Origin of the sequence: Mesorhizobium sp. M7A.F.Ca.MR.176.00.0.0 (assembly GCF_004023165.1) — a bacterium.
Taxonomy (GTDB): domain Bacteria; phylum Pseudomonadota; class Alphaproteobacteria; order Rhizobiales; family Rhizobiaceae; genus Mesorhizobium.
In genome coordinates this window covers 1-23,110 of sequence record NZ_RZTC01000103.1, presented here as the reverse complement: position 1 = coordinate 23,110, position 23,110 = coordinate 1, and the positions used below count along the sequence as shown (strand labels likewise).

Annotated in this window: 25 protein-coding genes and 2 pseudogenes; 6 read left to right on the top strand and 21 right to left on the bottom strand. The window is 62.9% G+C overall.

All coding sequences use genetic code 11. The features are described 5' to 3' along the window. From EOB59_RS26895 to EOB59_RS26840, 12 genes are all read right to left on the bottom strand, one after another. Positions 1-335 (bottom strand): ROK family protein (locus tag EOB59_RS26895; protein ID WP_164895756.1); only part of this gene is annotated, 335 nt, incomplete at its 3' end. Then, positions 332-1,054 carry a ribulose-phosphate 3-epimerase gene (locus EOB59_RS26890; protein WP_128289613.1) on the bottom strand — a complete coding sequence of 241 codons (723 nt, stop codon included), beginning with the start codon at positions 1,052-1,054 and terminating at the stop codon, positions 332-334. The genes EOB59_RS26895 and EOB59_RS26890, both read right to left, overlap by 4 nt. Next, positions 1,051-1,884: an alpha/beta hydrolase gene (locus EOB59_RS26885; RefSeq protein ID WP_127811091.1), complete on the bottom strand. Its 834-nt coding sequence runs from the start codon at positions 1,882-1,884 to the stop codon at positions 1,051-1,053. The genes EOB59_RS26890 and EOB59_RS26885 overlap by 4 nt, the downstream gene beginning before the upstream one ends. Continuing rightward, positions 1,884-2,702, bottom strand: coding sequence for a sugar phosphate isomerase/epimerase (locus EOB59_RS26880; protein WP_127319214.1), 819 nt, complete (start codon positions 2,700-2,702; stop codon positions 1,884-1,886). Before EOB59_RS26880 ends, EOB59_RS26885 begins: the two co-directional genes overlap by 1 nt. Further along, positions 2,702-3,778 (bottom strand): Gfo/Idh/MocA family oxidoreductase, encoded by a 1,077-nt coding sequence (locus tag EOB59_RS26875; protein ID WP_128289612.1) that lies wholly within the window; start codon positions 3,776-3,778, stop codon positions 2,702-2,704. The genes EOB59_RS26880 and EOB59_RS26875 overlap by 1 nt, the downstream gene beginning before the upstream one ends. Before the next feature lie 11 nt (positions 3,779-3,789). Beyond that, positions 3,790-4,563 (bottom strand): sugar phosphate isomerase/epimerase, encoded by a 774-nt coding sequence (locus EOB59_RS26870; protein WP_127811428.1) that lies wholly within the window; start codon positions 4,561-4,563, stop codon positions 3,790-3,792. A 111-nt stretch (positions 4,564-4,674) separates the two neighbouring features. Then, positions 4,675-5,517 (bottom strand): carbohydrate ABC transporter permease, encoded by an 843-nt coding sequence (locus EOB59_RS26865; RefSeq protein ID WP_027036113.1) that lies wholly within the window; start codon positions 5,515-5,517, stop codon positions 4,675-4,677. 5 nt (positions 5,518-5,522) lie between these two features. Then, the gene (locus EOB59_RS26860; RefSeq protein ID WP_023808791.1) at positions 5,523-6,419 is read right to left on the bottom strand and encodes a sugar ABC transporter permease; all 897 of its coding nucleotides are present in this window, start codon (positions 6,417-6,419) and stop codon (positions 5,523-5,525) included. Positions 6,420-6,556: 137 nt separating this feature from the next. Further along, positions 6,557-7,804 carry a sugar ABC transporter substrate-binding protein gene (locus EOB59_RS26855; protein ID WP_127811094.1) on the bottom strand — a complete coding sequence of 416 codons (1,248 nt, stop codon included), beginning with the start codon at positions 7,802-7,804 and terminating at the stop codon, positions 6,557-6,559. Positions 7,805-7,914: 110 nt separating this feature from the next. After that, the gene (locus tag EOB59_RS26850; protein ID WP_128289611.1) at positions 7,915-9,060 is read right to left on the bottom strand and encodes an ABC transporter ATP-binding protein; all 1,146 of its coding nucleotides are present in this window, start codon (positions 9,058-9,060) and stop codon (positions 7,915-7,917) included. Positions 9,061-9,149: 89 nt separating this feature from the next. Beyond that, a complete protein-coding gene (locus tag EOB59_RS26845; protein ID WP_127811096.1) occupies positions 9,150-10,100 on the bottom strand; it encodes a PfkB family carbohydrate kinase in 951 nt (316 codons plus the stop codon). Between the two features lie 3 nt (positions 10,101-10,103). Beyond that, positions 10,104-10,904, bottom strand: coding sequence for a class I fructose-bisphosphate aldolase (locus EOB59_RS26840; RefSeq protein WP_127255183.1), 801 nt, complete (start codon positions 10,902-10,904; stop codon positions 10,104-10,106). Positions 10,905-11,066: 162 nt separating this feature from the next. Between EOB59_RS26840 and EOB59_RS26835 the strand changes: the two genes are divergently transcribed. The 3 genes from EOB59_RS26835 (at position 11,067) to EOB59_RS26825 (ending at position 14,216) form a co-directional block, all read left to right on the top strand. Then, entirely contained in the window at positions 11,067-11,828 is a 762-nt protein-coding gene (locus tag EOB59_RS26835; RefSeq protein ID WP_127319228.1) for a DeoR/GlpR family DNA-binding transcription regulator, read from the top strand. 269 nt (positions 11,829-12,097) lie between these two features. Further along, positions 12,098-13,246 (top strand): Gfo/Idh/MocA family oxidoreductase, encoded by a 1,149-nt coding sequence (locus tag EOB59_RS26830; RefSeq protein WP_128289610.1) that lies wholly within the window; start codon positions 12,098-12,100, stop codon positions 13,244-13,246. Positions 13,247-13,256: 10 nt separating this feature from the next. Next, positions 13,257-14,216 (top strand): alpha/beta hydrolase, encoded by a 960-nt coding sequence (locus tag EOB59_RS26825; protein WP_128289609.1) that lies wholly within the window; start codon positions 13,257-13,259, stop codon positions 14,214-14,216. On the opposite strand, the gene EOB59_RS26820 is transcribed toward EOB59_RS26825, so the two are convergent. After that, the gene (locus tag EOB59_RS26820; RefSeq protein WP_127266575.1) at positions 14,204-15,238 is read right to left on the bottom strand and encodes a LacI family DNA-binding transcriptional regulator; all 1,035 of its coding nucleotides are present in this window, start codon (positions 15,236-15,238) and stop codon (positions 14,204-14,206) included. The two genes, EOB59_RS26825 and EOB59_RS26820, sit on opposite strands and share 13 nt — an antisense overlap. Positions 15,239-15,384: 146 nt before the next feature. Continuing rightward, positions 15,385-15,555 carry a hypothetical protein gene (locus EOB59_RS35365; RefSeq protein ID WP_164895754.1) on the bottom strand — a complete coding sequence of 57 codons (171 nt, stop codon included), beginning with the start codon at positions 15,553-15,555 and terminating at the stop codon, positions 15,385-15,387. A gap of 96 nt (positions 15,556-15,651) precedes the next feature. Between EOB59_RS35365 and rsgA the strand changes: the two genes are divergently transcribed. Then, the gene (rsgA, locus tag EOB59_RS26815; RefSeq protein ID WP_164895753.1) at positions 15,652-16,662 is read left to right on the top strand and encodes a ribosome small subunit-dependent GTPase A; all 1,011 of its coding nucleotides are present in this window, start codon (positions 15,652-15,654) and stop codon (positions 16,660-16,662) included. Positions 16,663-16,688: 26 nt separating this feature from the next. Here rsgA and EOB59_RS26810 read toward each other — a convergent pair whose 3' ends face one another. Next, a complete protein-coding gene (locus tag EOB59_RS26810) occupies positions 16,689-17,222 on the bottom strand; it encodes a sterol desaturase family protein (protein ID WP_127381450.1) in 534 nt (177 codons plus the stop codon). 173 nt (positions 17,223-17,395) lie between these two features. Here EOB59_RS26810 and EOB59_RS26805 point away from each other — a divergent pair, with 173 nt between their 5' ends. After that, positions 17,396-17,866 (top strand): NUDIX domain-containing protein, encoded by a 471-nt coding sequence (locus EOB59_RS26805; RefSeq protein WP_127397441.1) that lies wholly within the window; start codon positions 17,396-17,398, stop codon positions 17,864-17,866. Between the two features lie 10 nt (positions 17,867-17,876). On the opposite strand, the gene pobA is transcribed toward EOB59_RS26805, so the two are convergent. From pobA to pcaD, 6 genes and pseudogenes are all read right to left on the bottom strand, one after another. Continuing rightward, positions 17,877-19,049 (bottom strand): 4-hydroxybenzoate 3-monooxygenase, encoded by a 1,173-nt coding sequence (gene pobA / locus EOB59_RS26800; RefSeq protein ID WP_128289608.1) that lies wholly within the window; start codon positions 19,047-19,049, stop codon positions 17,877-17,879. Continuing rightward, positions 19,049-20,100: pseudogene (locus tag EOB59_RS26795) on the bottom strand (3-carboxy-cis,cis-muconate cycloisomerase). Before EOB59_RS26795 ends, pobA begins: the two are co-directional and overlap by 1 nt. Positions 20,101-20,119: 19 nt before the next feature. Continuing rightward, complete coding sequence (pcaG, locus tag EOB59_RS26790; protein ID WP_127396354.1) at positions 20,120-20,734, bottom strand: protocatechuate 3,4-dioxygenase subunit alpha; 615 nt, start codon at positions 20,732-20,734, stop codon at positions 20,120-20,122. Next, positions 20,734-21,490, bottom strand: a pseudogene (pcaH, locus tag EOB59_RS26785) (protocatechuate 3,4-dioxygenase subunit beta). The gene pcaG and the pseudogene pcaH overlap by 1 nt, the downstream one beginning before the upstream one ends. Then, a complete protein-coding gene (gene pcaC / locus EOB59_RS26780; protein ID WP_127318459.1) occupies positions 21,480-21,887 on the bottom strand; it encodes a 4-carboxymuconolactone decarboxylase in 408 nt (135 codons plus the stop codon). The pseudogene pcaH and the gene pcaC overlap by 11 nt, the downstream one beginning before the upstream one ends. Next, positions 21,880-22,689: a 3-oxoadipate enol-lactonase gene (gene pcaD / locus EOB59_RS26775; protein WP_127811103.1), complete on the bottom strand. Its 810-nt coding sequence runs from the start codon at positions 22,687-22,689 to the stop codon at positions 21,880-21,882. Before pcaD ends, pcaC begins: the two co-directional genes overlap by 8 nt. A gap of 92 nt (positions 22,690-22,781) precedes the next feature. Here pcaD and EOB59_RS26770 point away from each other — a divergent pair. Then, the coding region (locus EOB59_RS26770) for a LysR family transcriptional regulator (RefSeq protein ID WP_128289607.1) at positions 22,782-23,110 on the top strand (329 nt) is incomplete at its 3' end.

Here is a 23,110-nt window from a genome sequence, read left to right as displayed (position 1 = left end):
TTCTCCAGCCGCACCGGCAGGCCGAGCCGCCGTTCCAGGATGTCGGCAAGCGGCACGTCCAGCCAGCCGGCGAGCGTCGGCGGGCCGACGGCGATGCCGGCCAGCGGATCGAGCGGCCCCGGTGCACCGACGCCGACGCCGACGATCGAAAGTGCCGGGGCCTCGGCATGGACTGTCGCCGCCAACGCCTCGATCTGGCCGATCACCACATCGGGACCGGCCTGCGCCTGCGTCGGCACCGCCGCGAATGCCAGGATCTTGCCGTCGCGGTCGACCAGGGCGGCGCGAAGCTCCGTCCCGCCAAGATCGATCGCAAGGGCGGCTTCTGATGTCATGCCGCGACCTTCAAGCCGTGCAGCCAGCCGATGCGGCCGGCGAGGTCCTTGTCACCGAAGGCGAGCGAACCGAGAACCACGGTTTCGGCCCCGGCGGCACGCAGCAACGGCACGGTCTCGTGGCGGATGCCGCCATCGGCCGCCAGAACCACTTGCGCCTCGCGGCCGGCCTCTCTCAGGATGGCGCGGGCAGCGCCCAGCCTGTCGCAGGCCTTGTCCGACAGGCTCTGTCCCTTGACGCCGATTGCGGTTCCAAGAAGCGTCACGAAGGCGGCTTCCGGGACGAAGGCCGTCACTGCTTCCACAGGCGTCTCCAGCCTGAGTACGACGCCGGCCTCGGCGCCGAGCTCCCGCGCCAGCCGCACGGCGCGCAATCCGGCTTCGCCATTCTCGGCATGGACGCTGATCATGTCGGCGCCGGCTTCGATGAACTGGCGCGTCTGCGCCTCGACGATTGCTTCATCGACCATCAGGTGGACATGGATGGGTTTCGCCGTCAGCCCCGCAATGCGGGCGACGAGATCGGGGAAGAACAGGAAGGACGGTGCGAAATGACCGTCCGCCACATCGATATGATGAAGATCGACATAGGGCTCGATGCGCTTCAAGTCGTTTTCGAAATTGGCGAGATTGGCCGACCAGAGCGAGAATTCGGCGATCATCCGGTCGCGCGGCAATGCGGCGATGGCGGCCGGGCCTGAGAGAGGTTTCGAGATCATGACTGGTCCTGGTTGTTGAAATTCATGTCGAGAAAGTCCGCGATGGCGGCGCGAATTTCGGCGAAATGGCACTCCTTGTCGGTGGCCTTCGGCATCACCTCGGCAAAGGTCGCATTGGGGATGGCGTCGGCGAGGCTGCGGGCGGCGGCCAGCGGATGGACGAGATCGATGCCGCTGCCGATGACGAGCGTAGGGAACGCAAGGCCAGCGGCGGCTGCCCGCGTCACGCCAGGTCCATCCTCTGCGATCGCCTGCATCACCTCGGCGAAGACGGGCGCGTTTTCGCGCGCGAAGAAGCCGAGCAGGGAAGCAAGATTGTCCGGCGCTTCGGTGTGAAAGCGGGCGGCCGTCGCGGACGCCGCGAAGATATCTCGCGCCTCCGATAAAGGACGGCTGAGGATGAGCTCCGCCACTTCCACGTAAGGGCGCATGTTTTGCGGCGCCGCATCGAAAGCCCAGGCAGGGCGCACAAGCACGAGACCGGCGACCCGGTCCGGGTGCCGGGCGGCAAGCTGCAAGGCAATGGCCGCACCCATCGAGATGCCGCCGGCGACGAAACGGTCGAGGCCGGCCGCATCCGCGGCGGCCAGCACATCATCGGCGAACATCGCGATCGAAAACGGGCGCTTGCTACCGGCGCCGGAACCGCCCTGCGCTCGGCATTCGACGGTCAGCCGACGGTATGAAGGACCATCGGGAAAGTTCTGCGCGACCTGCGCTGCGTCACCGCCGAGGCCATGCTGGAAGACGACGGGAAGCCTGCCCTGCCCCGTGTCGAAGACACGAAGCGCTGCATCGTCGCGAAGCAGGATCGTCGGGGCGGCGCCCATCAGAGGAGCCTTCGCAGAAAGGCGGCGACATCGGGGGCTTCGTCGGCGGACAGGCCGTGGGTGACAAGCGGTCCGTCGAAGCCCGCTGCCTTTAGCCGTGCAACAAAATCCGGAAAATCGACAATGCCTTGTCCTGATGTGGCAAAGCGACCGTCACCATGACGGTCCTTGGCATGCGCCATGGCGATGTGGCCGGCGGCCTCGTCGATCGCGGCGGCAACGATAGCGCGCGCCTCGCCGGGCGTGGCGTGTTCGAACAGGTTTGCCGGATCGAGCACGATCTTCAGATGCTTCGATCCCATCTCGGCGATCAGCCGGGTCGCATCCCTGGCCGAGGTGACGATGTTGGCCTGCTCAGGCTCGATGCCGAGATCGACACCGGCACCTTCGGCCAGCGCCAGCGCCTTCGCCATCTCGGCGGCCATGTCGGACCAGGCGGCCGGATCGGCATTGTCGGGATGATAGGCCCACTGATCGGCGGCGTTGCGCGAGCCGGTGCAGAGCGTGACCAGCGGGATGCCGAGGGCAGCAGCAGCCTCGATGACAACGGCGAGGCGCCTGAGGCCGTCGTCGCGCACGGCTTTGTCGGGATGCGCCATGTTGTAGGTGCCCGACAGTGCTGCGAGTGAAACGCCGTTCGACTGCGCGGCGGCACGGACGGAGGCGATGGCGTCCGCCGGCACAGCATCCGGCATCGACGGCAGGCCGGCACAGGCCAGATTGAACTGCGTCGTCTCATAGCCAGCTTGCCGCACCGCAGCCAGCACGGCGGCCGGATCGGTGCCGGCAAAGGTCTTGGCGAAAATGCCGAGACGCATCACACCGCCCCCGACACCGAGGCGAGTTCGACTCGCTCGCCTGATACCACCGAACGCGCGATGGCGACCATGGCGCGGATCGAGGCGATGCCGTCCTCGACATTGGCGCCACGCATCGGCGTGCCGTTCAGGACTGTGTCGGCAAGACCTTCCAGCTGGCGGCGGAAGAAATGGCCATCGGCGCCGAGCGGCTTGTGGGCCGTGGCGGTCTTCTCGTGAAATATCTCCACCTCGCTGGCGCGGAAGTACCAAGGGTTGAATGTCCTGGCGATAACGGAGCCGTTCTCGCCATAGAGCTGAAAACCTTCGTGCCAGTCCATGCGCACGGCAACCGTCAGGTCGAGATGGCCGAGCGCGCCGCTGGCGAACTCGCTTTCGACGAACCAGCAATAGGCGCCGAATTTCTCATTGAGGCGGGCGCGCACGGCGACGATATCGCCGCACAGGAAACGCGCCGTGTCGACGAGATGCGAGCCATGGGCCAGCATGAAGTATTGCCTGAGATCGGCCTTGGGATTTCCGGCTGGCTTCCTGGCTAGCCTGCTGGTGACGGGCAGCGGCTGCACGGCATCGGTGTTGGTGTAGCGATGGGTGGAATCGCAGTACCAGGCCTTCAGCGCCAGCACTTCGCCGATCTCGTCGCGAACGAAGTCGCGCGCGGCCTCCAGTGCCGGATCGAAGCGCTTCATGTGGCCGACCTGCAGGATCTTGCCCGAGCGCCTGACCGCTTCGGCCAGCGCCTCGCCCTCCTCGACCGAGGTGCCGATCGGCTTTTCACAGAGAACATGCTTGCCGGCGTTGAGCGCCCTGATCGACATCGGCACATGATAGGCGTCCGACGTGGCGACGATCACCGCTTCCAGCTCGGGATCGGCGAGCATTGCCTCATAGTCGGAATACATTTTCTGCGGTTCGTAAGTGGCGCCCATGCGCGCAAGCAGATCGGGTGCCGCGTCGCAGATGGCGTAGAGGTCGGCATTGCCGGCCTTGACGCAGGATTCCAGATGCGCGAACTGCGCGATGGGGCCGCAGCCGAGCACGCCGACCCTGAGGCGTCTGTCCTGTTTCTTGATCATCGTCTCGTTCTTCAGGCGCCGTAGCTGCGCATAGTCTGGCGGTTGGTCTTGACCGCGCCGGCAGGATCGGCGGCGGCCGTTTCGGATTCTTCCTCCAGCACCAGCCAGCCGTTGAAGCGCGGTGCGGTGTTGGCGATCTCGATGACCGCCGGGGTGTCGCAGACGCCCTTGCCGAGCATGGCCCAGGTACCGTTGGCATCGACGTCCTTGAGGTGGATGTAGCGGATGCGGTCGCGGTAGGTGCGCAGCGTATCGGACATGTCCTTGTGGCCGCGCAGGATATGGCCGGTATCCGGCACCCAGCCGACCAGGTCGGGGTCGAGCAAGGCAAAGATCGTGTCGTAATCGGCGCGGTCGAATAGCAGCGTGTTGTGGTGCGAGCTTGGATGCACCGCAACCTGGACGCCGGCCTTGCGTCCGATCTCGCCGGCCTTGTTGTAGACCTCGGCCGCGATGGCGAACTTGTCCTCGCGCGGGCCGTCGGACACCGCCGTTGCAGAGCCCATCGACACCAGCGCGCCGGGGAAGGCGCCGGCGAAATCGATCCAGCGCTTGGCGGTTTCGAGGTCGGCGCCGATCTCCTCCTTCAGCGTAAAACCACTGTTCGAGCCAAAGGCGAAGGAAACCAGCGTCAGCCCCGACGCCTTCAGCGCGGCGGCGAACTCCTCCGGCTTGTCGCCATAATGTCCGATCATGGTGTCGGTGATCTCGATGCCGGCATAGCCACCATCGGCGATCGCCTTCAGCAGATCGTCGGGGCCGCCGGTAAACCGGTCTCCCAGCATTTCCCAGGTGAAGGTCTGGCAGCCGACTTTGAGCTCTTTCACGTTCGTCCTTTCATTCCTTGGTATCGCCTATTGCTTGATGCCACCCTGCGTCGCCGTGGGATGGACGTCCTACTTGACCGAGCCCGCGGTCATGCCGGCGAGGAAGTACCTCTGGGCAACGAGGTAGATGAGCAAGAGCGGTAGCGAGCCGAGCACACTCATTGCCATCATCTGGTTCCATTCGAAGGCATGCTGCCCCATCAACAGCTGGATGCCGATCGGGACGGTGCGCATGGACGTCGATTTCGTCAGCGTCAGCGCAAAGAGAAATTCGTTCCAGCACAACAGGAAGGTGTAGACCGACGTCGCCACGATACCAGGCAGTGAAATCGGGACAATCACCCGCCAAAGCGCTGTCCAACTGGAGCCGCCATCGACAGCCACGGCTTCATCGAGATCGCGGGGCAAGGTGTTCAGATATCCCGTCATCAGCAGGATCGCGTAGGGCAGCGTAAACACCAGGTAAGTCAGGATCAGTGCGACGTAGGTATCGAAGATGCCGTATGAGACGACAAGTCCGAAGAAGGGGATCAAAAGTGTGATCGGCGGAATCGTCTGCGTGCTGATGATGATTGTGTTCAGGATGCCCTTGCCGCGGAAGTTGAAGCGGCTGAACCCGTAGGCCGCCAGCAAGGCGATCAGCACCGTCAGCACGGTCACCGCTCCCGCCACGAAATAGCTGTTGAAGAAGAAGCGCAGCTTTACCGGGTCGCCAAGGATGGCTGCATACGCTTCCAGCGTAAACGCCTTTGGCAGGATGGTTGGTGGCAAGGCAAAGATTTCGGTATTCGATTTGAACGAGCTGCTCAGCATCCAGTAGATCGGAAATGCCGCGAAAAAGAGCCCCGCTGCAAGCGCTACATGGAGCGCGACGGTGATCAGCCTGTCTTTCGGCGTATGCCTTTTCCTCATGATGACTACCGAGCCTTCTGATAGCGAATATAGAACAGCGTCAGGCCGAGAGAGATCAACAAGATGACCACAGCGCTGGCTGAAGCCTGCGACAGGTTGTAGCTCGAAAACGCCAGCTTGTACGTGTAGGTGCTGAGGACCTCGGTCGAGTAGATCGGGCCACCGCCCGTCGTTATCCAGATTAACGGGAAGACCTGCATGGTCCAGATGAAGTCAAGCAGCGAGATGCTGATGATGATCGGCATCAGCTGCGGAATGGTGATGAAGATCAGCTTCTGGTAGGCTTTCGCCCCGTCGATATCGGCAGCCTCGTAGAAATCCTTGGGAATGCCCTGCAAACCCGCGAGCAGGCTGACCATGAAGAGCGGATAGCCCGCCCAGATGTTGGCAAAGGTGACCGCGTGCAGCGCGGTCTCAGGCGAGGAAAACCATTCGACCTTGGAACCGATGATGCCGATTTGCATGAGAATGCTATTCACGACACCGTTCGGCTCAAGCAGCAGGCGCCAGATCACGGCGATAATCACCGCGGTGAACAGCCAAGGCAGTATATAGAGCACGCGCAGGATATTGCGCAGCGTCGGATTGATGCGGTCGCTGTTCAGCATGAGCGCGAAGGCCATGCCGATGGTCATGTGGAAAATGACACTCATGCATGTGAAGTAGAGCGTGTGCCACAGCGAAGCCCAGAACACGGGGTCGTCGAAGATCGCCTGGTAGTGTTTCAGTCCGGCAAAGGATGGGTCACGACGCAGCACCGCGCTGTTCTGGAACGAGTAGCCAATCACCGTCACCATCGGCAGCAGCATCAGAAGCCCGATTATGAGCAGCGAGGGCGACAGATAGAGGTAGGGTGCGACCGCTCGTTTGAGCTTATGGTGGGAACGCTTTTGCCGGGTCATGTGCCAACCTTGGGATACGCCTTCAAGAGAAGGTAAGCTTCAAAAACAGGTCCACTCAAATTGCCGATCCGTTGTTGCCGGGTGGCCTGCCCGAAGTCAGGCCACCCGGTCGAAGATAGCAAACGGGAACAGGCCGATCAGAATTTCGCCATCCAGCCCTTCTGAGCGGCGGCGGCTGCTTGTTCCGGAGATTGCTCGCCGGCGAGCATCTTTTGGGCTTGCACGTCGAACTGGGTCATCAGGTCTTCTGCCACCGGCAGGCCCGTGAACTCATTGGCGAGATAACCGGTCTTGAAGATTTCGAAAGCCTTGCCGAAAGCCTTGTCCGAGGTCACGAAATCGGGCTTGGCGTTGACGTTGCCGGGGAAGGCGTTTGCAAGCGATACGAGCTTGGCGTTCACCTTTTCACTCATCACATATTGGACGAGTTTCCAGGCCTCTTCCTGATGTTTCGAGGCAGCAGAGATGCCGATGCCCCAGGAGGCATAGGGAAGGCCGCGCTTGCCGGTATAGTTTTCCACGACCGGGACCGGGATGAGGTCGAAGTTCAGCTTGGGATTGCGCTTGCGGATGAGGTTCACATGCGCGAGCGAGTCGATCATCATCCCGACGCGGTTGTTGACGAACTCCTCGACCTTTTCCTGCTCGGTCTTGGTGGCGATGCCGGGCGAGATGGTTCCGGCGTCGTTGAGAGATTTGACGAAGGTGAGCATGTCCACCACCGGTTTGCCCTCAAGGTCCGGCTTGCCGTTCGCCATCATCGACTGACCCGAAGCCCAAACCCACGACATCATGTCGTTCTGGACGCCGGATGGCGTTTGCAGCGAGAGGGGCAGCACCCAGCCATACTGGTTCTTGTCGGCGATCGTCATCTTCTTGGCGGCTTCGAGAAACTCCGCACGGGTCGACGGCAGCTTGGTCACGCCTGCCTGGGCGGCGAGGTCCAAATTCACGAAGACCGGATAGACGAAGGAAGCCACGGGAAACATCACCGCCTTGCCGTCCACCTTGATGATGTCCGCGACCTGGCTCTTGTCGAAAGCGCTCGCATCCATCATCGGATTCATGTCGGCGAGTGCGCTCTGCGCATTCAGATTGTTCACCCAGGCACCGTCGAGACCGACGACGTCGCTGAGCGTTCCGGTTGCAGCACCAACCGAGATCTGGTCTCGCGTGGTCGCGTAGGGCCCACTGACCAGCGTCACTTTGATTCCGGGATTTGCGGCCTCGAAGTCATCCATGATTGCCCTGAGCGAGCCAGCCGGCAATTCGGGCTCCCACCATTGGGTGAATTCCAGCGTCGTATCCGCCATGGCGCCGGTTGCGCCAAGCAACCATGCGGCTGCGGCTATTTTCAGCATCGCGGGTTTTATACGAAACGTCATCTTCTCCTCCTTCTTTATATTCGACCGCACAATGCGGCCGATCGTCTGGTTACTCACAAATCTTCTTATGCAGGTGCCTCACCCTCACCCGCGGGTCTTATCGCTGATATTCAAATTGCCAGATGCGTCTCCGGGTCGAAGAAATGGAGCTTGGCGTCATCCAGGGCCAACCTGATTTCCGAGCCGGAGCGGACTGTGCTGGTCGGTTCGAATTTCGCCACCGCATTCGACGCCAGGCCGAAATCCTGCACCGCGTCAGGGTCGCCGGAGTCCACCCGGACCGCGTCGATGTCGAGATGGACGATTTGTTCGGATCCAAGTTCTTCGATCGAGGTCACCTTTGCCGGTATCGTCTGATACTTGCGGCCGGATTCGAGGCTGCTGTCATAGAGATCCTCCGGTCGTATGCCGAACACGACCTTGCGCCCCGCATACGACCTCAAGCCCGGCCTGCGCACGAAGGCTGCATCCTGCAGCCGGATGGCCAGGGCGCCGGACATCAGTTCGTCGCCCGTCAGGGTTGCCTCGAAAAGGTTCATCGAAGGAGACCCGATGAAGCCGGCAACGAAGGCGTTCACCGGCGATTCATAGAGCCTCTTGGGTGTGTCGACCTGCTGCAGCACGCCGCCTTTCAACACCGCGACCCTGTCGCCCATCGTCATGGCTTCGGTTTGGTCGTGGGTCACATATATGGTCGTTACGCCGAGCTGCTTTTGCAGACTGGTGATTTCGGCGCGCATTTGAACACGCAGTTTCGCATCCAGATTGGAAAGCGGTTCGTCCATGAGAAAGGCTGCCGGCTCGCGCACCATGGCGCGGCCCATGGCAACCCTTTGACGCTGCCCGCCTGAAAGGTTCGCGGGTTTGCTGTCCAGCAGAGACGTCAGTTGAAGGGTTTTGGCGATCTCGTCCACGCGCTTTTTGCGCTCGGCCTTCGGCTTGCCTGCCAGCCGCATCGAAAAGCCGATGTTTTCGAACACCGTCATATGCGGGTAGAGGGCGTAGCTCTGGAAGACCATCGCGATGTCGCGGTCCTTGGGCGGCATGTCGACGACGTCTATTCCGCCGATCCGAAGGCTGCCGCTGGTGACGTCCTCCAATCCCGCGATCATCCGCAGCGCGGTGGATTTGCCACAGCCGGACGGCCCGACGAGAATCAAGAACTCACCGTCCTTGACCGACAGGTTCAATTGGTCGATTGCGTGAAAATTGTTCCCGTATGTCTTGCAGATATTTTCAAGAACGACTTCTGCCATATTCCTCCCTCCACAAGTCTAAGCCACTGATTTTTATGATTGTCTTCGGCTTACGTTCACCTGCGAAATATTTCCTCGGATAGTTCGGGCTATGTTCCGGTATCGAGCCGCGCATATTTCAGTTCGACTGCCGACGGCGCGTTCGTCGATGCCAGGAGTTCCGTGACCTGGGCGTCGGTCGGAAGCGCCTCGCGCCCGCCCCGCCCCGTTATCGAAAGGGCCGCCGCCGCGGCCGCGAATGCGACCCGGCCTGCGGTGTCGGCCCCGCGTGTCAATGCAAGGGCATAGGCGCCATGAAAGCAGTCACCGGCGCCGGTCGAGTCGACGACGGCAACCTGGTGCGGAGGCAGGTGCCAGAGCCCTGTCTCGTCGCGTCCGCGATAGAAGACGCCCCTGCCGCCATCCGTCAGAACCACGGCGGAGCGCGACGGCAACCACAATGCATCGAGTATCTCGGCCGGCGACTGGCGGCCGGTGGCGGTCCGCGCGAAGCCGAGCGGAAGAATGAGATGGTCGCAGAGCCCGATCAGTCTCTCGGTGGCCGGGCCGTGGCTCCATTCGACATCGCCGAGGATCGCAAGGCCGAGATCGCGAGCCCGAGCCACGACATCCAGCGACCCGATCCCGTAACTGTCGACGATCAGGACTGTCGCGCGGCTGAGAACCTCGTCCGGAAAGTCCGGCGCGGTGCCCAGCATCGCTTCGTCGTCATACGCGATGAATCGCTCCCCATCCGAACCGACGGTGATCCGCGAGCGCACCGGGCGCGCGTGCGGGTGGCGCGGCGCAAACGCGGTTTCAACGCCGCTCGCAACGAGATCGCACAACACGGCGTCGTCGGCGGCACTGCCCAGCCATCCGACGAACCCGGCGCTTCCGCCGAGCCGCGCGACGGCGGCAAGTGCCGTCGCGACATTTCCCCCGAAAGCTCGGGCACTTTGCAGAACCTTCCCCTTGCCCGCCGACAACGGCTGATCGACATAGACGATGTCGTCGATCGCAATAGCTCCGAAGCCGAGGATTGAAGGGACGGCGGGCATGGTTCAGGCACCCGCCTTCGCCAGGGCGTCTTGCGCCGAAAGGCCGTCATGGATGACGCCCCGAAAGGCGATCGCTGCCTTTTCCGGATCGCCGTGCCCCCAGAGATTGCGGCCCACCACGGCACCGCGCGCGCCGGCACGGATGGCGTCCGCCGTCTGCTGAAGGGCGCCGAGCAGCGTGTCGGTCTTCGGACCACCGGCGATCACAACCGGCACCGGGCAGGTCCGAACGGTCTCTCGGAACGACTCGAAATCGCCCGTGTAACCGATCTTGATCACATCGACGCCGGACTCGTAGCCGATGCGTGCCGCATAGGCGATCTCGTCGGGGGTGAAAACGATTTTTGCCCCGTCGGTGAAATCGCGAGGGTAGATATGCGCCACCACCGGCATGCCGTAACGGGCCGCCGCGTTCACCGAATCGGTCAGCCAGCGTATGTATTTGCCCTCGGTCGCGCCGCGCACCGGAATGGCCACGGCCAACGCATCGGCGCCAGCGCGCACCGCATCCTCGGGCGTTGCAATCAGTTCACTGATGCGATCGTCCGGGGTGAAGCAGCCGGCCTGGATCACCAGGCAAGCCTTGCCCGCGTATTGCGGCCACAGATGGCGCGCGGTGCCGGGCTGGATGCTGACGTAGTCGGGTTTGCCTACCATGACGCGTGCAAGGGCGCCCGGCAGATCGGCAAGACCTCCTTTGCGCACGTCGCCATAGCCGACAAAGTGGTCGACCGCGCCGCCAAAAAGATTCCCCGATGGATGTGAGAAGAGGCGCGCCAGGCGCACCTTGGTTCCGAGGCTCATGAGTCCAAAATTCTCCAATCGATTGATTTCAAAATCCTGCACCCAGTGTTTGCGAAAGAAAAGACAAATGCAATCTTTCGAAAGCTTTCGAATTCGCATATTTTTGGTAGAGTGAACCGAGGCCAGGGTGATTGCTTGGCGGATGGAGGCAAGGACAGGGCAATGTTGTCAGAGCAGAGACGCCAATCGATCCTGGGTGAAGTGCAACGTAGCGGACAGGTCCGCATCAAGGACCTGTCAGACGATTTTGGCGTATCGGAAGTCACGGTGCGCTCCGACCTCGAGATACTGGACCGCAAGGGACTGCTGACCAAGACCCGCGGAGGCGCGGTGACCCGGACCACGGATTCGACCACGGCCGCGTTCGCCCGGCGGATGCAAACCAACCTCGATGCAAAGAAACGCATCGCCCGGGCAGCGGTAGAACTGTTCGAGGACAACCAATCGGTCATCTTCGACGGCGGCTCGACATTGATGCAGGTTGCCATGCTGTTACCGCCGCTCAGCAATGTCGTGGTCGCGGCCACGGCGATGAATATCGTGCAGCATCTGATGCATCGGCCCGGGCTCGACGTTCACATGATCGGCGGCCGGGTCTATCCAGACACGGTGAGCACACTGATCACCGATGCCGACACGGCTCTCGGCGGCTTGGTAGCGCATCAGGTCTTTGTTGGAGCGCATGCGATTGACTCGTCACTGGATGTGGTCGACGTGAACGAAGACATGGCGCGAACGAAGCGAAACCTCGTGCGCATGGCCCGGCGCGTTGTCCTCCTTGCGGATTCGAGCAAATGGGGCGTCAGCGGGACCTCCAAGGCATTTTCGCTGTCGAGCGTCGATGTCGTGATCACCGACGACGGCCTGTCCGACCCGATACGCAGCCAGCTTGATAGGACCGGGGCCAAGGTGATCTATGCCTGACCCCGTCGCGGTCCCTGGCTGCGACCGAGTATCCAATGCGCGCATAGCCCACAGGATTCGCATCGGCGGTCGGCCGGTTTTCATGCCTGTCATTTTCTCCTCCCAGGGCTGGCGGCCTCCCAGATATCGCACCAACATTTTCGCATGTTGTATAAAAGTTTTACGCACGTCAATATTTAAAATGTTGTATAGCCTTTTCCGAAAGCGATCCGCCTAACGGCTGGGCGGATCCCGGCAGGCCATGAGCGCATTGGGAGGCAGGATCGAAAATGCACGGGACATCAAAGACCAAACTCGGGATCGGCGTCATCGGATGCGGCAACATCTCGATGACTTACCTGCGCAACGCCGGGCTTTTTGGCGGGATCGAATTGCGCGCCTGTGCCGATATTTCGGCCGACATGGCGGCGGTGCGGGCGAAGGAATATGGCATCCAGGCACTCGGCGTCGATGCGTTGCTGGCGGACCCGGAGATCGATCTTGTCCTCAACTTGACCATTCCGGCGGCGCATTTCGACATTTCGTTTGCCGCGCTTTCGGCCGGCAAGCACGTCTTCACCGAAAAGCCGCTCGCCACCTCGGCCGCCGACGGACAACGCCTGGTCAACGAGGCCCGGTCGCGCGGCCTGCTGCTCGGCTCGGCGCCCGACACGTTCCTCGGTGCTGCCGGGCGCCGTGCGCGCCGGTTGATGGATGACGGCGCCATCGGCCGTCCGGTCACCGGCACCGCCTTCATGATGGGCCGCGGCATGGAGCACTGGCACCCCAACCCGCAATTCTACTACCAGCCAGGCGGTGGCCCCGTGTTCGACATGGGTCCGTACTATCTGACCATGCTGGTCAATCTGCTCGGCCCGGTCGAGCGCGTCATGGCAATGGCGACACGCGGCCAGGAAGAAAGGCTGATATCAGCCGAAGGGCCATTCAAGAACACCACATTCAAGGTCGGCACGCCGACCAATGTGCTGTCGCTGCTCGAGTTCCGCTCCGGCGCGACCGTCACCTTCGGCGCCTCGTGGGACGTCTTTCGCCACTCCAACCATCCGATCGAACTGCACGGCACGGAGGGCTCGCTGCGCCTGCCCGACCCCGACACGTTCGGCGGCACGGTGTCGCTGTCGGAACGCGGCGCCGACTGGCAGGATTTCGCCAGCGAGGGCGAGCTCTACGGCGCGCGCAACTGGCCTTATGCGGCACCCGATCGCGCCAATTACCGCATGCTCGGCGTCGCCGATCTGGTGCGCTCGCTTCAAACCGGCAGCACCCCACGGGCCTCCGGCAGCCTCGCGCTGCATGTACTGGAGATCATGGAGGCTATCCTGCGCTCCGGTGAAACACAGGGATCAATCGCCATCGCGGGCGATGTCGTGCAGCCGGCCCTGCTGACCGAGGAAGAGGCGAGCAGCCTGCTGGCCTGAGGACATGACCATGACGCTCGATCCGGATGCGCTGCGCGTCCTCGAAATTGGTCGTGCAGCCGGCGGCGAGCCATTCGAGACCGGCAGCGTGGCGGCGGCGCGAACTGCTTACAACGCCTCGTTCCCGACGTTACAGGGTGAGCACGAGCCGGTCGCTGCGACCCAGGAACGGCAGATCGACGGGACGAATGGGCCTATAGCGCTCCGCATCCATCGCGGCATCGGCGCACCGCAGAGCGGGGCACCGGCGCTGCTCTACCTGCATGGCGGCGGCTGGGTCATCGGCAACCTCGATTCGCATGACGAGATCTGCCGCCTGATGGCCAATCTCGGCGGCGCCGTCATTGTCTGTCCCGATTATCGCTTGGCGCCAGAGCACAAATTTCCCGCCGGGCTCGAGGATTGCCTGGCAACACTGCGCTTCATAGCGGAGAATGCCGCCGGTCTCGGCATCGACATCAGACGCATCGGCGTTGCCGGCGACAGCGCCGGCGGCAATCTCGCCACGGTGCTGGCGCTGCTTGCCCGCGATGGGCTTGCGCCTCCGCTTGCGGCGCAACTCCTGATCTATCCCAACACCGACGCGCGGCAGGCATCGAATAGCTACCAGCGTTTCGGCGACGGCTTCGGGCTCGCCGCAACCACCATGGCCTGGTTCCGCGACCACTATGTGCGAACGCCCGACGATATCACGGACTGGCGCGTCTCGCCCTTTCTGGCGCCTGCCCTCGCCGGCTCGGCGCCGGCTTTTGTGGCGCTTGCCGGCTGCGACATCCTCGCCGACGAAGGGGCAGCCTATGCGGCGCGCCTGCAAGCCGCGGGCGTTCCGCTCATCCAGCGGCAATGGCCGGGCCAGATCCACGGCTTCGTCTCGATGGGACGCCATATCCCCGCTGCCCGGCAAGCGGTGGCCGAGGCGGTGGCTGCCTGGCGCCACTTCGAGAAGGTCGCTGACGATCAGGCCGACTGACGCATCACCAGGGTGGCGCCGAGCTTGACAGTGCGGGCCAGGCCTTGCTTCGGCGGATCGGCCTCGTCCAGCAGAGCCAGCAGTATCTCGACGCTGCGGCCGGCCATGGCGGTGAAATCCTGCGCCATGGTGGTCAGCGCCGGGCAGGTGTAGCGGCTCAGCGGATGATCGTCATGCGCGGCAACGCGTAGATCGCAATCGGGTCTGCGGCCGACCTTCAGGCCGCGCGAGAACGCAGCCGCCATCACGCCAAAGGCGAGACGATCATTGGCGCACAGGATGGTGCGGCCGGGCAAGGCGCCGGCCTGCAGCATTTTTTCCGTCTGCTCGTAGCCGATGCGTTCGAAGTCCCAGGTGTAATCGCGGGTGCCTTCGATGACGACCGGCTTGAACCCGGCGGTCTCCATCGCGACGATGTAGCTTTCCTGGCGTTCGCCGGAGTTGTGGTTGACGTGTGGGATGTCGAGATAGACCGGCGGCTCACCCGAACGGCAGAGATAGTCGACGATGGTCGAGACGCTCTGCCGGTTGTCGTTGCCGACGAACGGCGTATCGCCCTCGATATAGGTGTCGAAATAGACAATCGGAATATCCTGCCCGAGCTTGTCGAAGACGCCGCGGTCGGAAGCCAGACCCAGTGGGGCGATGATCGCGCCGGCGACCTTCAGCGACAGCAGCGTCCTGACCGACTCCGCCTCCAGCTTCGGCGAACCATGTGAGGAGATGACGATCGGCCAGTAGCCTTCGTCGCGGCAGCGAAATTCGATGCGGCTGACCATCTCGGCGTAGAACGGATCGGTGATCGTCGGCACGACGATGCCGATGTTGCGGGTGCGCTTGCGGTTGAGATTTCGGGCGAAAAGGTTGGGCTGATAGTCCGAGGAGCGCAGGGCGGCTTCGATGCGCGCCCGCGTCGCCGGCTTCACGCTCGCCGGATCGTCGAAATATTTGGACAGCGTCGGCCGGGACACGCCGCATGCCTGGGCGAAGTCATCCATCGTGCGGTGCGTCTTCTCCGCCATCGATATATTCCTGATCCCCTGCCATGATCGGCCCGCCCCAGTCATGCGGCCGTTGACCGGATGCGACAATGCTGGATGGAACTTATTCAGTCAATTTTCACAGTTACCAATAGAACCCAGAAATATTGCATGCGTCAAATTATTCGTTAACGTTTCAAAACTGAGGCGGCTCGCCGCCGTTTTTTCCCGCCAAACGCTTTCGGATAGCGCTGTTTCGTCGACTTGATCGTCAGTTCGACGATCGAGGGATAGGCTGCAGAAGCTTGCCGCTCGCTCTCGGCTCCGGCCTGCTTGCCAAATGCCGCCATGCCGCCCATACAGCTGGGCAATCGCCCACCCCGTCCGCGCCTCACCTGCCAGGGATACTCTCCAATGTCCGCGACGCCGTGGTCAAAGCCGTGACGGACCACTCCATGCCATCGCTTGCCGGCCTGGGCTGGACGGATTTTTTTGGCGACCAGCTCGAACCCGGCGACGCCGATCTTGTCCCGACGCGGATCGCCACCGTCCACCGCGATCGCCTGACCGGCCTGTCCCAGGCAGGGCCGGTCGATCTGACGCTGCCGGCGCAGGCGAACACCGGTGACTATGCGGTCGGCGACTGGGTACTGGTCGATGGGCATGAACACCTTGTGCAGCGCCGCCTGGTCCGCAAGACGGTGCTGGAGCGCCGCACCCAGGGCGGCAGGGTGCCGCAGCTTGCCGCGGCCAATGTCGACACGCTGTTCATCGTCACCTCGTGCAATGCCGACTTCAATCCCGCCCGGCTCGAGCGTTATCTGGCGCTCGCCAATGAGGCCGGAACGACGCCAGTGATCCTGCTGACCAAGGCCGATACCGCTGAAGACGCCGAGACATATGCAAGGCAGGCTGCCGCGTTGCAGCGTGGATTGCCGGTCGTGACGCTGAACCCCCGGACATCGGATGCGGCAACCATCCTGGCTGCCTGGTGCGGTGTCGGCCAGACGGTGGCGCTGATCGGCTCCTCCGGCGTCGGCAAATCGACGCTGGTCAACACGCTGGCCGGATCGGGGCAGCAATCGCCGCAGCAGACCGGAGGCATACGCGAGCACGATGCCAAGGGACGCCACACCACCACGTCGCGATCGCTGCACGCCATTGCCGGCGGCGGCTGGGTGATCGACACGCCGGGAATGCGGACGCTGCAAGTCAGCGACGTCGGCTATGGCATCGACACGCTGTTTGCCGAAATCACCGAGCTCGCGCCGCTCTGCAAGTTCCGCGACTGCACGCATGTGCATGAGCCGGGCTGTGCTGTGCAGGCTGCCTTGAAGGCCGGGACGCTCGATCCCGAGCGCCTTGCCCGCTGGCGCAAGCTGTCCGACGAAAACCAGAACAACACGCCGGCTCAGAGCGGACCCCGCGGAGCCAAGTCTCCCGGAGGTCGCGGGAAGAGGCGTTGAACGATTGGGGTTGATCTGGCCTCCGACTAGAGCCGCGCCGTCCCGAAAACGCGATCCCAGAACGCCGACGTCACACCGAAATTGGCCGCTTCGTCGATGTGGTGATGGACCGCGTGGCGACGCTTGAGCGTGTAGAGATAGCTCGGATGCGCGGGATGCCAGTGATGGATCATGTGGTGGATGCTGATGTACCAGAGGTACCCCAGCATCAACCCGCAGCTTACCGCGCTAGCGGTGGCGAAATCCGAGATCATCCATAGCGGCAGGAACGCGACCAGCGCATGCACCCCGAGGCTGAGCCAGGTCGGCGTGCCCACCGAACTGCGCTCCTCGACATGGTGACGGTCGTGCAGGTCCTTGATGTAGGGAATGTGGTGAAGAACGAACCTGTGCAGCACATACTCGATCAGCGTCCAGAGGCCGAGACAGGCGAGGACCGTGCCTATCCAGCCCGGCGCACCCTCTTCGCCGGCTTCGAGCAGCCCGGCCACTGCCAGCACGGCGATTACCAGCGGATACACGACGAAGTCGCTGTAGTAGCCAATAAGACCGAGTTGCATCGTCACCTAGCCTTCGAGCCGCCAAATAGGCGATGGTATCAGATTGCCGGACTCGCGGGTGAGGTGCAATGCAGCCGCGCCTGACATAGCGTCGCAATCCCTTGGTGCAAGGTTCGCGTCAACGATTCAAGGAACCAGTGGCAGGCTGCCGGCTTCGCAGACGGACATATAAAATGGCAAAACGGAGTGCGGGATTGCTGATCCATCGCCGCGAAGACGGTGGTCTCAAAGTGTTGCTGGTTCACCCGGGCGGCCCCTTCTGGGCGAAGAAGGACGATGGTGCGTGGTCGATACCGAAGGGTCTTGTCGACGAAAACGAGGACGAGTTGACGGCAGCGCAACGCGAGACCGAGGAAGAGCTTGGCGTCAAGGTCGATGGATACTTCACTCGTCTCGGCGACTACAGGCAACCGGGCGGCAAGATCGTCTCGGCCTGGTCCGTCGAGGCGACCATCGACATCGATGTGACCTCCATCAAGAGCAACAGCTTCACCATGGAATGGCCGCCAAGGTCGGGATCCCTGAAGGAGTTCCCGGAGGTCGACAGAGCGGGCTGGTTCACCTTGCCCGAGGCCGAGGTGAAAATCCTCAAGGGGCAGCGCCCGATGCTTTTGGATTTTGCCAGGCAGCAAGGCGCTGGATGATCCGCAGCCCTCAATAAGGCAGGCCGACATAGTTCTCGGCGAGCGCGGTCGATGCGGCGCGCGAGTGCACGAGGTAGTCGAGTTCGGCCTCCTGGATGCGTTGGCCGAAATCGCCGGTGTCGGGAAAACGGTGCAGCATCGTCGTCATCCACCAGGAAAAGCGCACCGCCTTCCAGACCCGTGCCAGCGCCTTGCCGGAATAGGCGTCGATGCCATCATGTGACTTCTCGACGTAGAAGTCGCGCAAACCTGCGAAGAGATAGCGCACGTCGCTGGCGGCGAGGTTGAGGCCTTTCGCCCCGGTCGGCGGTACGATATGGGCGGCGTCGCCAACCAGGAACATCCTGCCGAAGCGCATTGGCTCGGCAACGAAGGAGCGCAGCGGCGCGATCGATTTCTCGAAAGATGGGCCGGTGACGACATTTGCCGCGGTCTGCTCCGGCAAGCGGCGGCGCAACTCGTCCCAGAAGCGCTCATCCGACCACGCCTCCACGCGATCGTCCTGGGGGCATTGCACATAGTAGCGGCTGCGATGCGTCGAGCGCATCGAGCACAGCGCAAAACCCCGCTCGTGATTGGCGTAGACCAGTTCGCGGTCGGCTGGCGGCACCTCGGCCAGCACGCCGAGCCAGCCGAACGGATACTGCCGCTCGAAGATTTTTAGGGTACGCTCGGGCACCGATTTGCGGCTGACGCCATGATAACCGTCGCAGCCGGCAACGAAGTCGCAGTCGATGCGATGCGCGACGCCATCCTTGTCATAGGTGGCGAAAGGCGCGGTGCCGTCGAAATCGTGCAGAGCGACATTTGCCGCCTCGTAGATCGTGGTCAGCCCAGCCGCGTCGCGCTTGTCCATCAAATCATGCGTCACCTCGGTCTGGCCATAGACGGTGACATGCCTGCCGTCGGTCAGCGCCTTGAGGTCGATGCGATGCAAGCGTCCGTCGAAGGCGAGCGAGATGCCAGTATGCGGCAGCCCTTCGGCATGCAGCCTTGCCGCCGCGCCGGCCTGTTCCAGCAATTCGACGGTGCCCTGTTCGAGCACCCCTGCCCGCACGCGGCCAAGCACGTGCTCGCGGCTTGCGCGTTCCAGAATGACCGTCTCGACGCCGATGCCGGCCAGCAATTGCCCAAGCAGCAGCCCGGACGGCCCGGACCCGATGACGACGATTTGCGTGCGCATCAGTGGCCGAGACTTTCGACCTGTGCGGCCAGTTCGGCGGCAAGGCGCAGCGACGCTGCCGTTGCGACGACCATCTGCGGCAGCAATAGCCACTCCAGCGTCCATGCAGCACCCGACCGCTCCTGCTCATGCACGAGCGCGTGATGCAGGCCGGCAAGCTGCGTGGCGTTGAAGCGGGCAAGCGCCACCAGCGCTTCGGCCTTCACCGGGTTCTGCTTGTGAGGCATGGTAGACGAGCCGCCACCGCCGGAAAGTTTGATTTCGGTTCCACCTTGCGCCAGCAGAGCGATGTCCTGGCCGAATTTGCCGAGGCTGCCGGTCAGCAGCGATAACCAACCGGCAAAATCGGCGAGAGCGTCGCGCTGGTTCTGCCATTGCGGTGCGTCGCCAAGACCAAGCCTGACGGCCAGGGCTGCGCGCACTGCCTTTCCTTTGTCGCCTAGTTTTTCCAGTGTGCCGGCGGCACCGCCGAACTGCACCACCAGCAAGCGTCTCGACTGTTCCGGCAGCCTTTCCTGATGCCGTTGCAGCGGCCCCTGCACGCTGCCACACGATCCTGCACTTTGATCTGAATCGCCTTCTGCATACGCGTCATGCCGGTCAGCGCCCTGCCGCCAAAACGCTCTTCGAGCGAGGCGAGGCGCATGACGGTTTCGGTCAACAGCAGATCGAGATGCTCGACGACGGGTTTCAGCCGAAGCATCAGGCCCGTGTCGACGACGTCCTGACTGGTCGCGCCGAAATGCACTTTCTGGCCATGCGGTTCGCCGACCGCCGCCCTGATCTGGCGCACCAACTCCGGCACCATGACGCCGTCTTTGGCGACCCCGGCTCGCAGCAGAGCCGTGTTCGGCCGGAACGTGCCAAGCGCCGCCACGATAGCTGCCTCGGCATCTTTGGAGATTATCCCGTTATCGGCCTCCGCTTGCGACAGCGCCTGTTCAAAGGCCAACATGGCCTCGATTTCCGCCTCGACGGAAAAATGCCTCGCCGCTTCTTCGTCGCCGAGAAGAGCGGAGAGCAGCGGATGGTCGAAAGGCGATACAGTCATGTCACAGGCCTCCTGAGCATCAGCTATCGAAGAAGACCGTTTCCTTCTCCCCCTGGAGATGGACGTCGAAGACATACATATCGCCTTGGCGCTCGGCGATCAGCGTCGGCACGCGAAGGCGGTGCTCGACCCGCGCAAGGATCGGATCTTCAGCATTGGCCTTTTCCTCATCGGAAAAATACAGTCTTGTGTGCAGGCCGAGATTGATGCCGCGGGCGACGATCCAGAGCGTGATATGCGGCGCCATCAGGCGACCATCGTTGAACGGGACGCGGCCAGGCTTGATCGTCTCGAACGCACACAGGCCGGTGTCCATGTCGGTCGGGCAACGGCCCCAGCCGAAGAAGTTGGGATCGGCCGTGCCGCGCGGTTCTGCCGGCGAATTGTAGAGCCCGTCGGCATCCGCCTGCCAGATCTCGATCAGCGCATCCTTGAGCGGCGTGCCGGTGCCGTCGAGCACCCGGATGCGCAGGCCGATGCGCTCGCCCCTGGTCTTGTCGTTGACCATGGTGGCGCCAAGGTCGGTCGGATAGACACCGCCGATGCCGCAGAAATTGGGTGTCAGCCCGATATGGACGTACGGTCCGGCGGTCTGCGAGGGGCTCTCCCTGAGCCGGTCGAGCGACTGAGCCATCAATTGCCCTCCAGCCTGTTTTCGAACCGCGACGCGCGGCGCCCGCGCAGAACGATGTCGAACTTGTAGGCGCGCGCGTCGAAGGGGATCGTCGCTTGCATGTCGAGCGTTGCGATCAGCGTCTCAATGGCCGCCTTGTCGGGGATGCCGCGCACGATCGGGCAGTGCCAGATCAGCGGATCGCCCTCGAAATACATCTGCGTGATCAGCCGCTGCGCAAAGCCGTGACCAAAGACAGAGAAATGGATGTGCGAAGGCCGCCAGTCGTTCGGCCCGTTCGGCCAGGGATAGGGACCGGGCTTGACGGTACGAAACGCATAGAAGCCATCCTCGCCTGTAATAGTTCGGCCACAACCGCCAAAATTCGGATCGAGTGGCGCCAGATAGCCATCCCTCTTATGGCGATAGCGGCCACCGGCATTGGCCTGCCAGAACTCAAGCAGCGCGCCGGGCACGCCAACGCCGCGTTCGTCGAGCACCCGCCCATAGACGAGGATGCGCTCACCGAGCGCGCTCTCGCCGGGCCTGGCGAAATTGTGGATCAGGTCGGCGTCGAGTTCGCCGAGCATGGCGTGACCGAAGACCGGGCCTGCAATCTCCGATGAGTGTGTTGTCGAACGACAGCGGCGCCTTTTGCGGTGAGCGCAGCACCGAGGTTTTATAGTTCGGCGTCAGAGCCGGCGGATGCCATGTCCGGTCGCGCTGGAAGAAGGCGCCGGTCTCGGGCCTCCGGGTCGAGCCGGACTCAGCGGGCATTCTGGCTCCCGTCCATTTCCGAAAACACCTCCTTGGCGATCTTGAAGGCACGGTTGGCGGCCGGCACGCCGGCATAGATGGCGACATGCAGGAACGCCTCGCAGATGTCGTCGCGCGACGCACCGGTGTTGGCGGTGGCGCGCACATGCATGGCGATCTCCTCATCATGGCCGAGTGCGGCCAGCAGCGCCAGCGTGACGATCGAACGCTCACGCTTGGTGAAGCCCGGCCGCGCCCACACGGTTCCCCAGGCAGCCTCGGTGATCAGCTCCTGGAAAGGCTGGTCGAAATCGGTGGCGGCGATTTCGGCCCGGTCGACATGCCGGTCGCCGAGTACCGAGCGCCGCACCGCGAGCCCCTTGCGATATCTGGCTGCGTCGCCGGGGACTTCATCCATGAGTTTCTGCTCCAGGGGCAAGCGACGCGATAAAACTGCGGATTAGGGCGACCAGCGCTTCGGGTTGTTCGACGCAAGGAATGTGTCCGGCGTCGCGGATGATCTCGAAGCGCGCGGCGGGGATCAGCTCGGCCAGCGAGCGGACGAGATCGGGCGGCGTCGAGCCATCCTGGTCGCCCGCGACACAGAGTGTCGGCACCGCGATGCGGCGTGCGGCATCGGTGAAATCGGCATCGCGAACGGCAACGCAGGTCCCGATGTAACCGGCGAGCGCTTGCCTGGTCATCATGTTCCTATAGCCGTCGAGCTCGGCTGGACGCGCCGCGTGGAAGGCGGGGGTGAACCACATTTTGAGCACGCCATCGGCAATCGCCTGGATGCCCTTGCTTTCGACCGTTGCGATGCGTGTGTTCCAGCTGTCCGTCGTGCCGATCTTGTGCGCCGTGTCGCAAAGGATCAGGCCTTCGACGATTTCAGGTCGCCTGGCATAGAGCCCCTGCGCGATCATGCCGCCGACCGACAGGCCGCACAGCACGACTTTGCTCAATTCGAAATGATCGATGAGGCCCGAGAGATCATCGACATGATCGTCGATCGACCTGATGTCGCCGATGTCGGACAGCCCGTGACCGCGCTTGTCATAGACCAGCAGCGGCATTTCACCATCGAGCGCCGAGACAATTTCGTCCCAGATCCGGAAGTCGGTGCCCAGTGAATTGATGAATATGATAGGGCGCGCATTGCCGCTCGCCTTGATGTGGCGATGGTGCAGCGTGATGCCGCCGATGGTGAGGAATGGCACGGTTTCGGTCCTTTGCCCCCACATTGCACAAGGCGTTTGGTTCAGTAAAATGATATTTTGCGTCGTTTCATTAACTCATGGGTTATTAATTCATGTCTGAGAGCCGGATCCGGTTCCGCCATTTGCAGGCATTCCTGGAGGTCGCGCGGCAGGGAAGCGTGGCACGAGCGGCTGACTTGCTGCATGTCAGCCCGCCGGCAGTGACCAAGACATTGCGCGAGCTGGAAGGGGCGCTGGGGGTTGCGGTGGTCGAGCGCGACGGCCGTGGCATCCGACTGACGCGCATTGGCGAGATCTTTCTTCGCCATGCCGGAACGGCGATCACGGCACTCAAGCAAGGCGTCGATTCCGTCCGCCAGGACGGAGCGGTCAGCCGGCACCCGATCCGCATCGGTGCGCAACTGTTCGAGCAGCACGGCGT

Bases quoted from the DNA above. Each gene is read 5' to 3' on its own strand.
- EOB59_RS26890 (WP_128289613.1), bottom strand. From the start codon at position 1,054: ATGATCTCGAAACCTCTCTCAGGCCCGGCCGCCATCGCCGCATTGCCG.
- EOB59_RS26885 (WP_127811091.1), bottom strand. From the start codon at position 1,884: ATGGGCGCCGCCCCGACGATCCTGCTTCGCGACGATGCAGCGCTTCGT.
- EOB59_RS26880 (WP_127319214.1), bottom strand. From the start codon at position 2,702: ATGCGTCTCGGCATTTTCGCCAAGACCTTTGCCGGCACCGATCCGGCC.
- EOB59_RS26875 (WP_128289612.1), bottom strand. From the start codon at position 3,778: ATGATCAAGAAACAGGACAGACGCCTCAGGGTCGGCGTGCTCGGCTGC.
- EOB59_RS26870 (WP_127811428.1), bottom strand. From the start codon at position 4,563: ATGCTGGGAGACCGGTTTACCGGCGGCCCCGACGATCTGCTGAAGGCG.
- EOB59_RS26865 (WP_027036113.1), bottom strand. From the start codon at position 5,517: ATGAGGAAAAGGCATACGCCGAAAGACAGGCTGATCACCGTCGCGCTC.
- EOB59_RS26860 (WP_023808791.1), bottom strand. From the start codon at position 6,419: ATGACCCGGCAAAAGCGTTCCCACCATAAGCTCAAACGAGCGGTCGCA.
- EOB59_RS26855 (WP_127811094.1), bottom strand. From the start codon at position 7,804: ATGACGTTTCGTATAAAACCCGCGATGCTGAAAATAGCCGCAGCCGCA.
- EOB59_RS26850 (WP_128289611.1), bottom strand. From the start codon at position 9,060: ATGGCAGAAGTCGTTCTTGAAAATATCTGCAAGACATACGGGAACAAT.
- EOB59_RS26845 (WP_127811096.1), bottom strand. From the start codon at position 10,100: ATGCCCGCCGTCCCTTCAATCCTCGGCTTCGGAGCTATTGCGATCGAC.
- EOB59_RS26840 (WP_127255183.1), bottom strand. From the start codon at position 10,904: ATGAGCCTCGGAACCAAGGTGCGCCTGGCGCGCCTCTTCTCACATCCA.
- EOB59_RS26835 (WP_127319228.1), top strand. From the start codon at position 11,067: ATGTTGTCAGAGCAGAGACGCCAATCGATCCTGGGTGAAGTGCAACGT.
- EOB59_RS26830 (WP_128289610.1), top strand. From the start codon at position 12,098: ATGCACGGGACATCAAAGACCAAACTCGGGATCGGCGTCATCGGATGC.
- EOB59_RS26825 (WP_128289609.1), top strand. From the start codon at position 13,257: ATGACGCTCGATCCGGATGCGCTGCGCGTCCTCGAAATTGGTCGTGCA.
- EOB59_RS26820 (WP_127266575.1), bottom strand. From the start codon at position 15,238: ATGGCGGAGAAGACGCACCGCACGATGGATGACTTCGCCCAGGCATGC.
- EOB59_RS35365 (WP_164895754.1), bottom strand. From the start codon at position 15,555: ATGGGCGGCATGGCGGCATTTGGCAAGCAGGCCGGAGCCGAGAGCGAG.
- rsgA (WP_164895753.1), top strand. From the start codon at position 15,652: ATGCCATCGCTTGCCGGCCTGGGCTGGACGGATTTTTTTGGCGACCAG.
- EOB59_RS26810 (WP_127381450.1), bottom strand. From the start codon at position 17,222: ATGCAACTCGGTCTTATTGGCTACTACAGCGACTTCGTCGTGTATCCG.
- EOB59_RS26805 (WP_127397441.1), top strand. From the start codon at position 17,396: ATGGCAAAACGGAGTGCGGGATTGCTGATCCATCGCCGCGAAGACGGT.
- pobA (WP_128289608.1), bottom strand. From the start codon at position 19,049: ATGCGCACGCAAATCGTCGTCATCGGGTCCGGGCCGTCCGGGCTGCTG.
- pcaG (WP_127396354.1), bottom strand. From the start codon at position 20,734: ATGGCTCAGTCGCTCGACCGGCTCAGGGAGAGCCCCTCGCAGACCGCC.
- pcaC (WP_127318459.1), bottom strand. From the start codon at position 21,887: ATGGATGAAGTCCCCGGCGACGCAGCCAGATATCGCAAGGGGCTCGCG.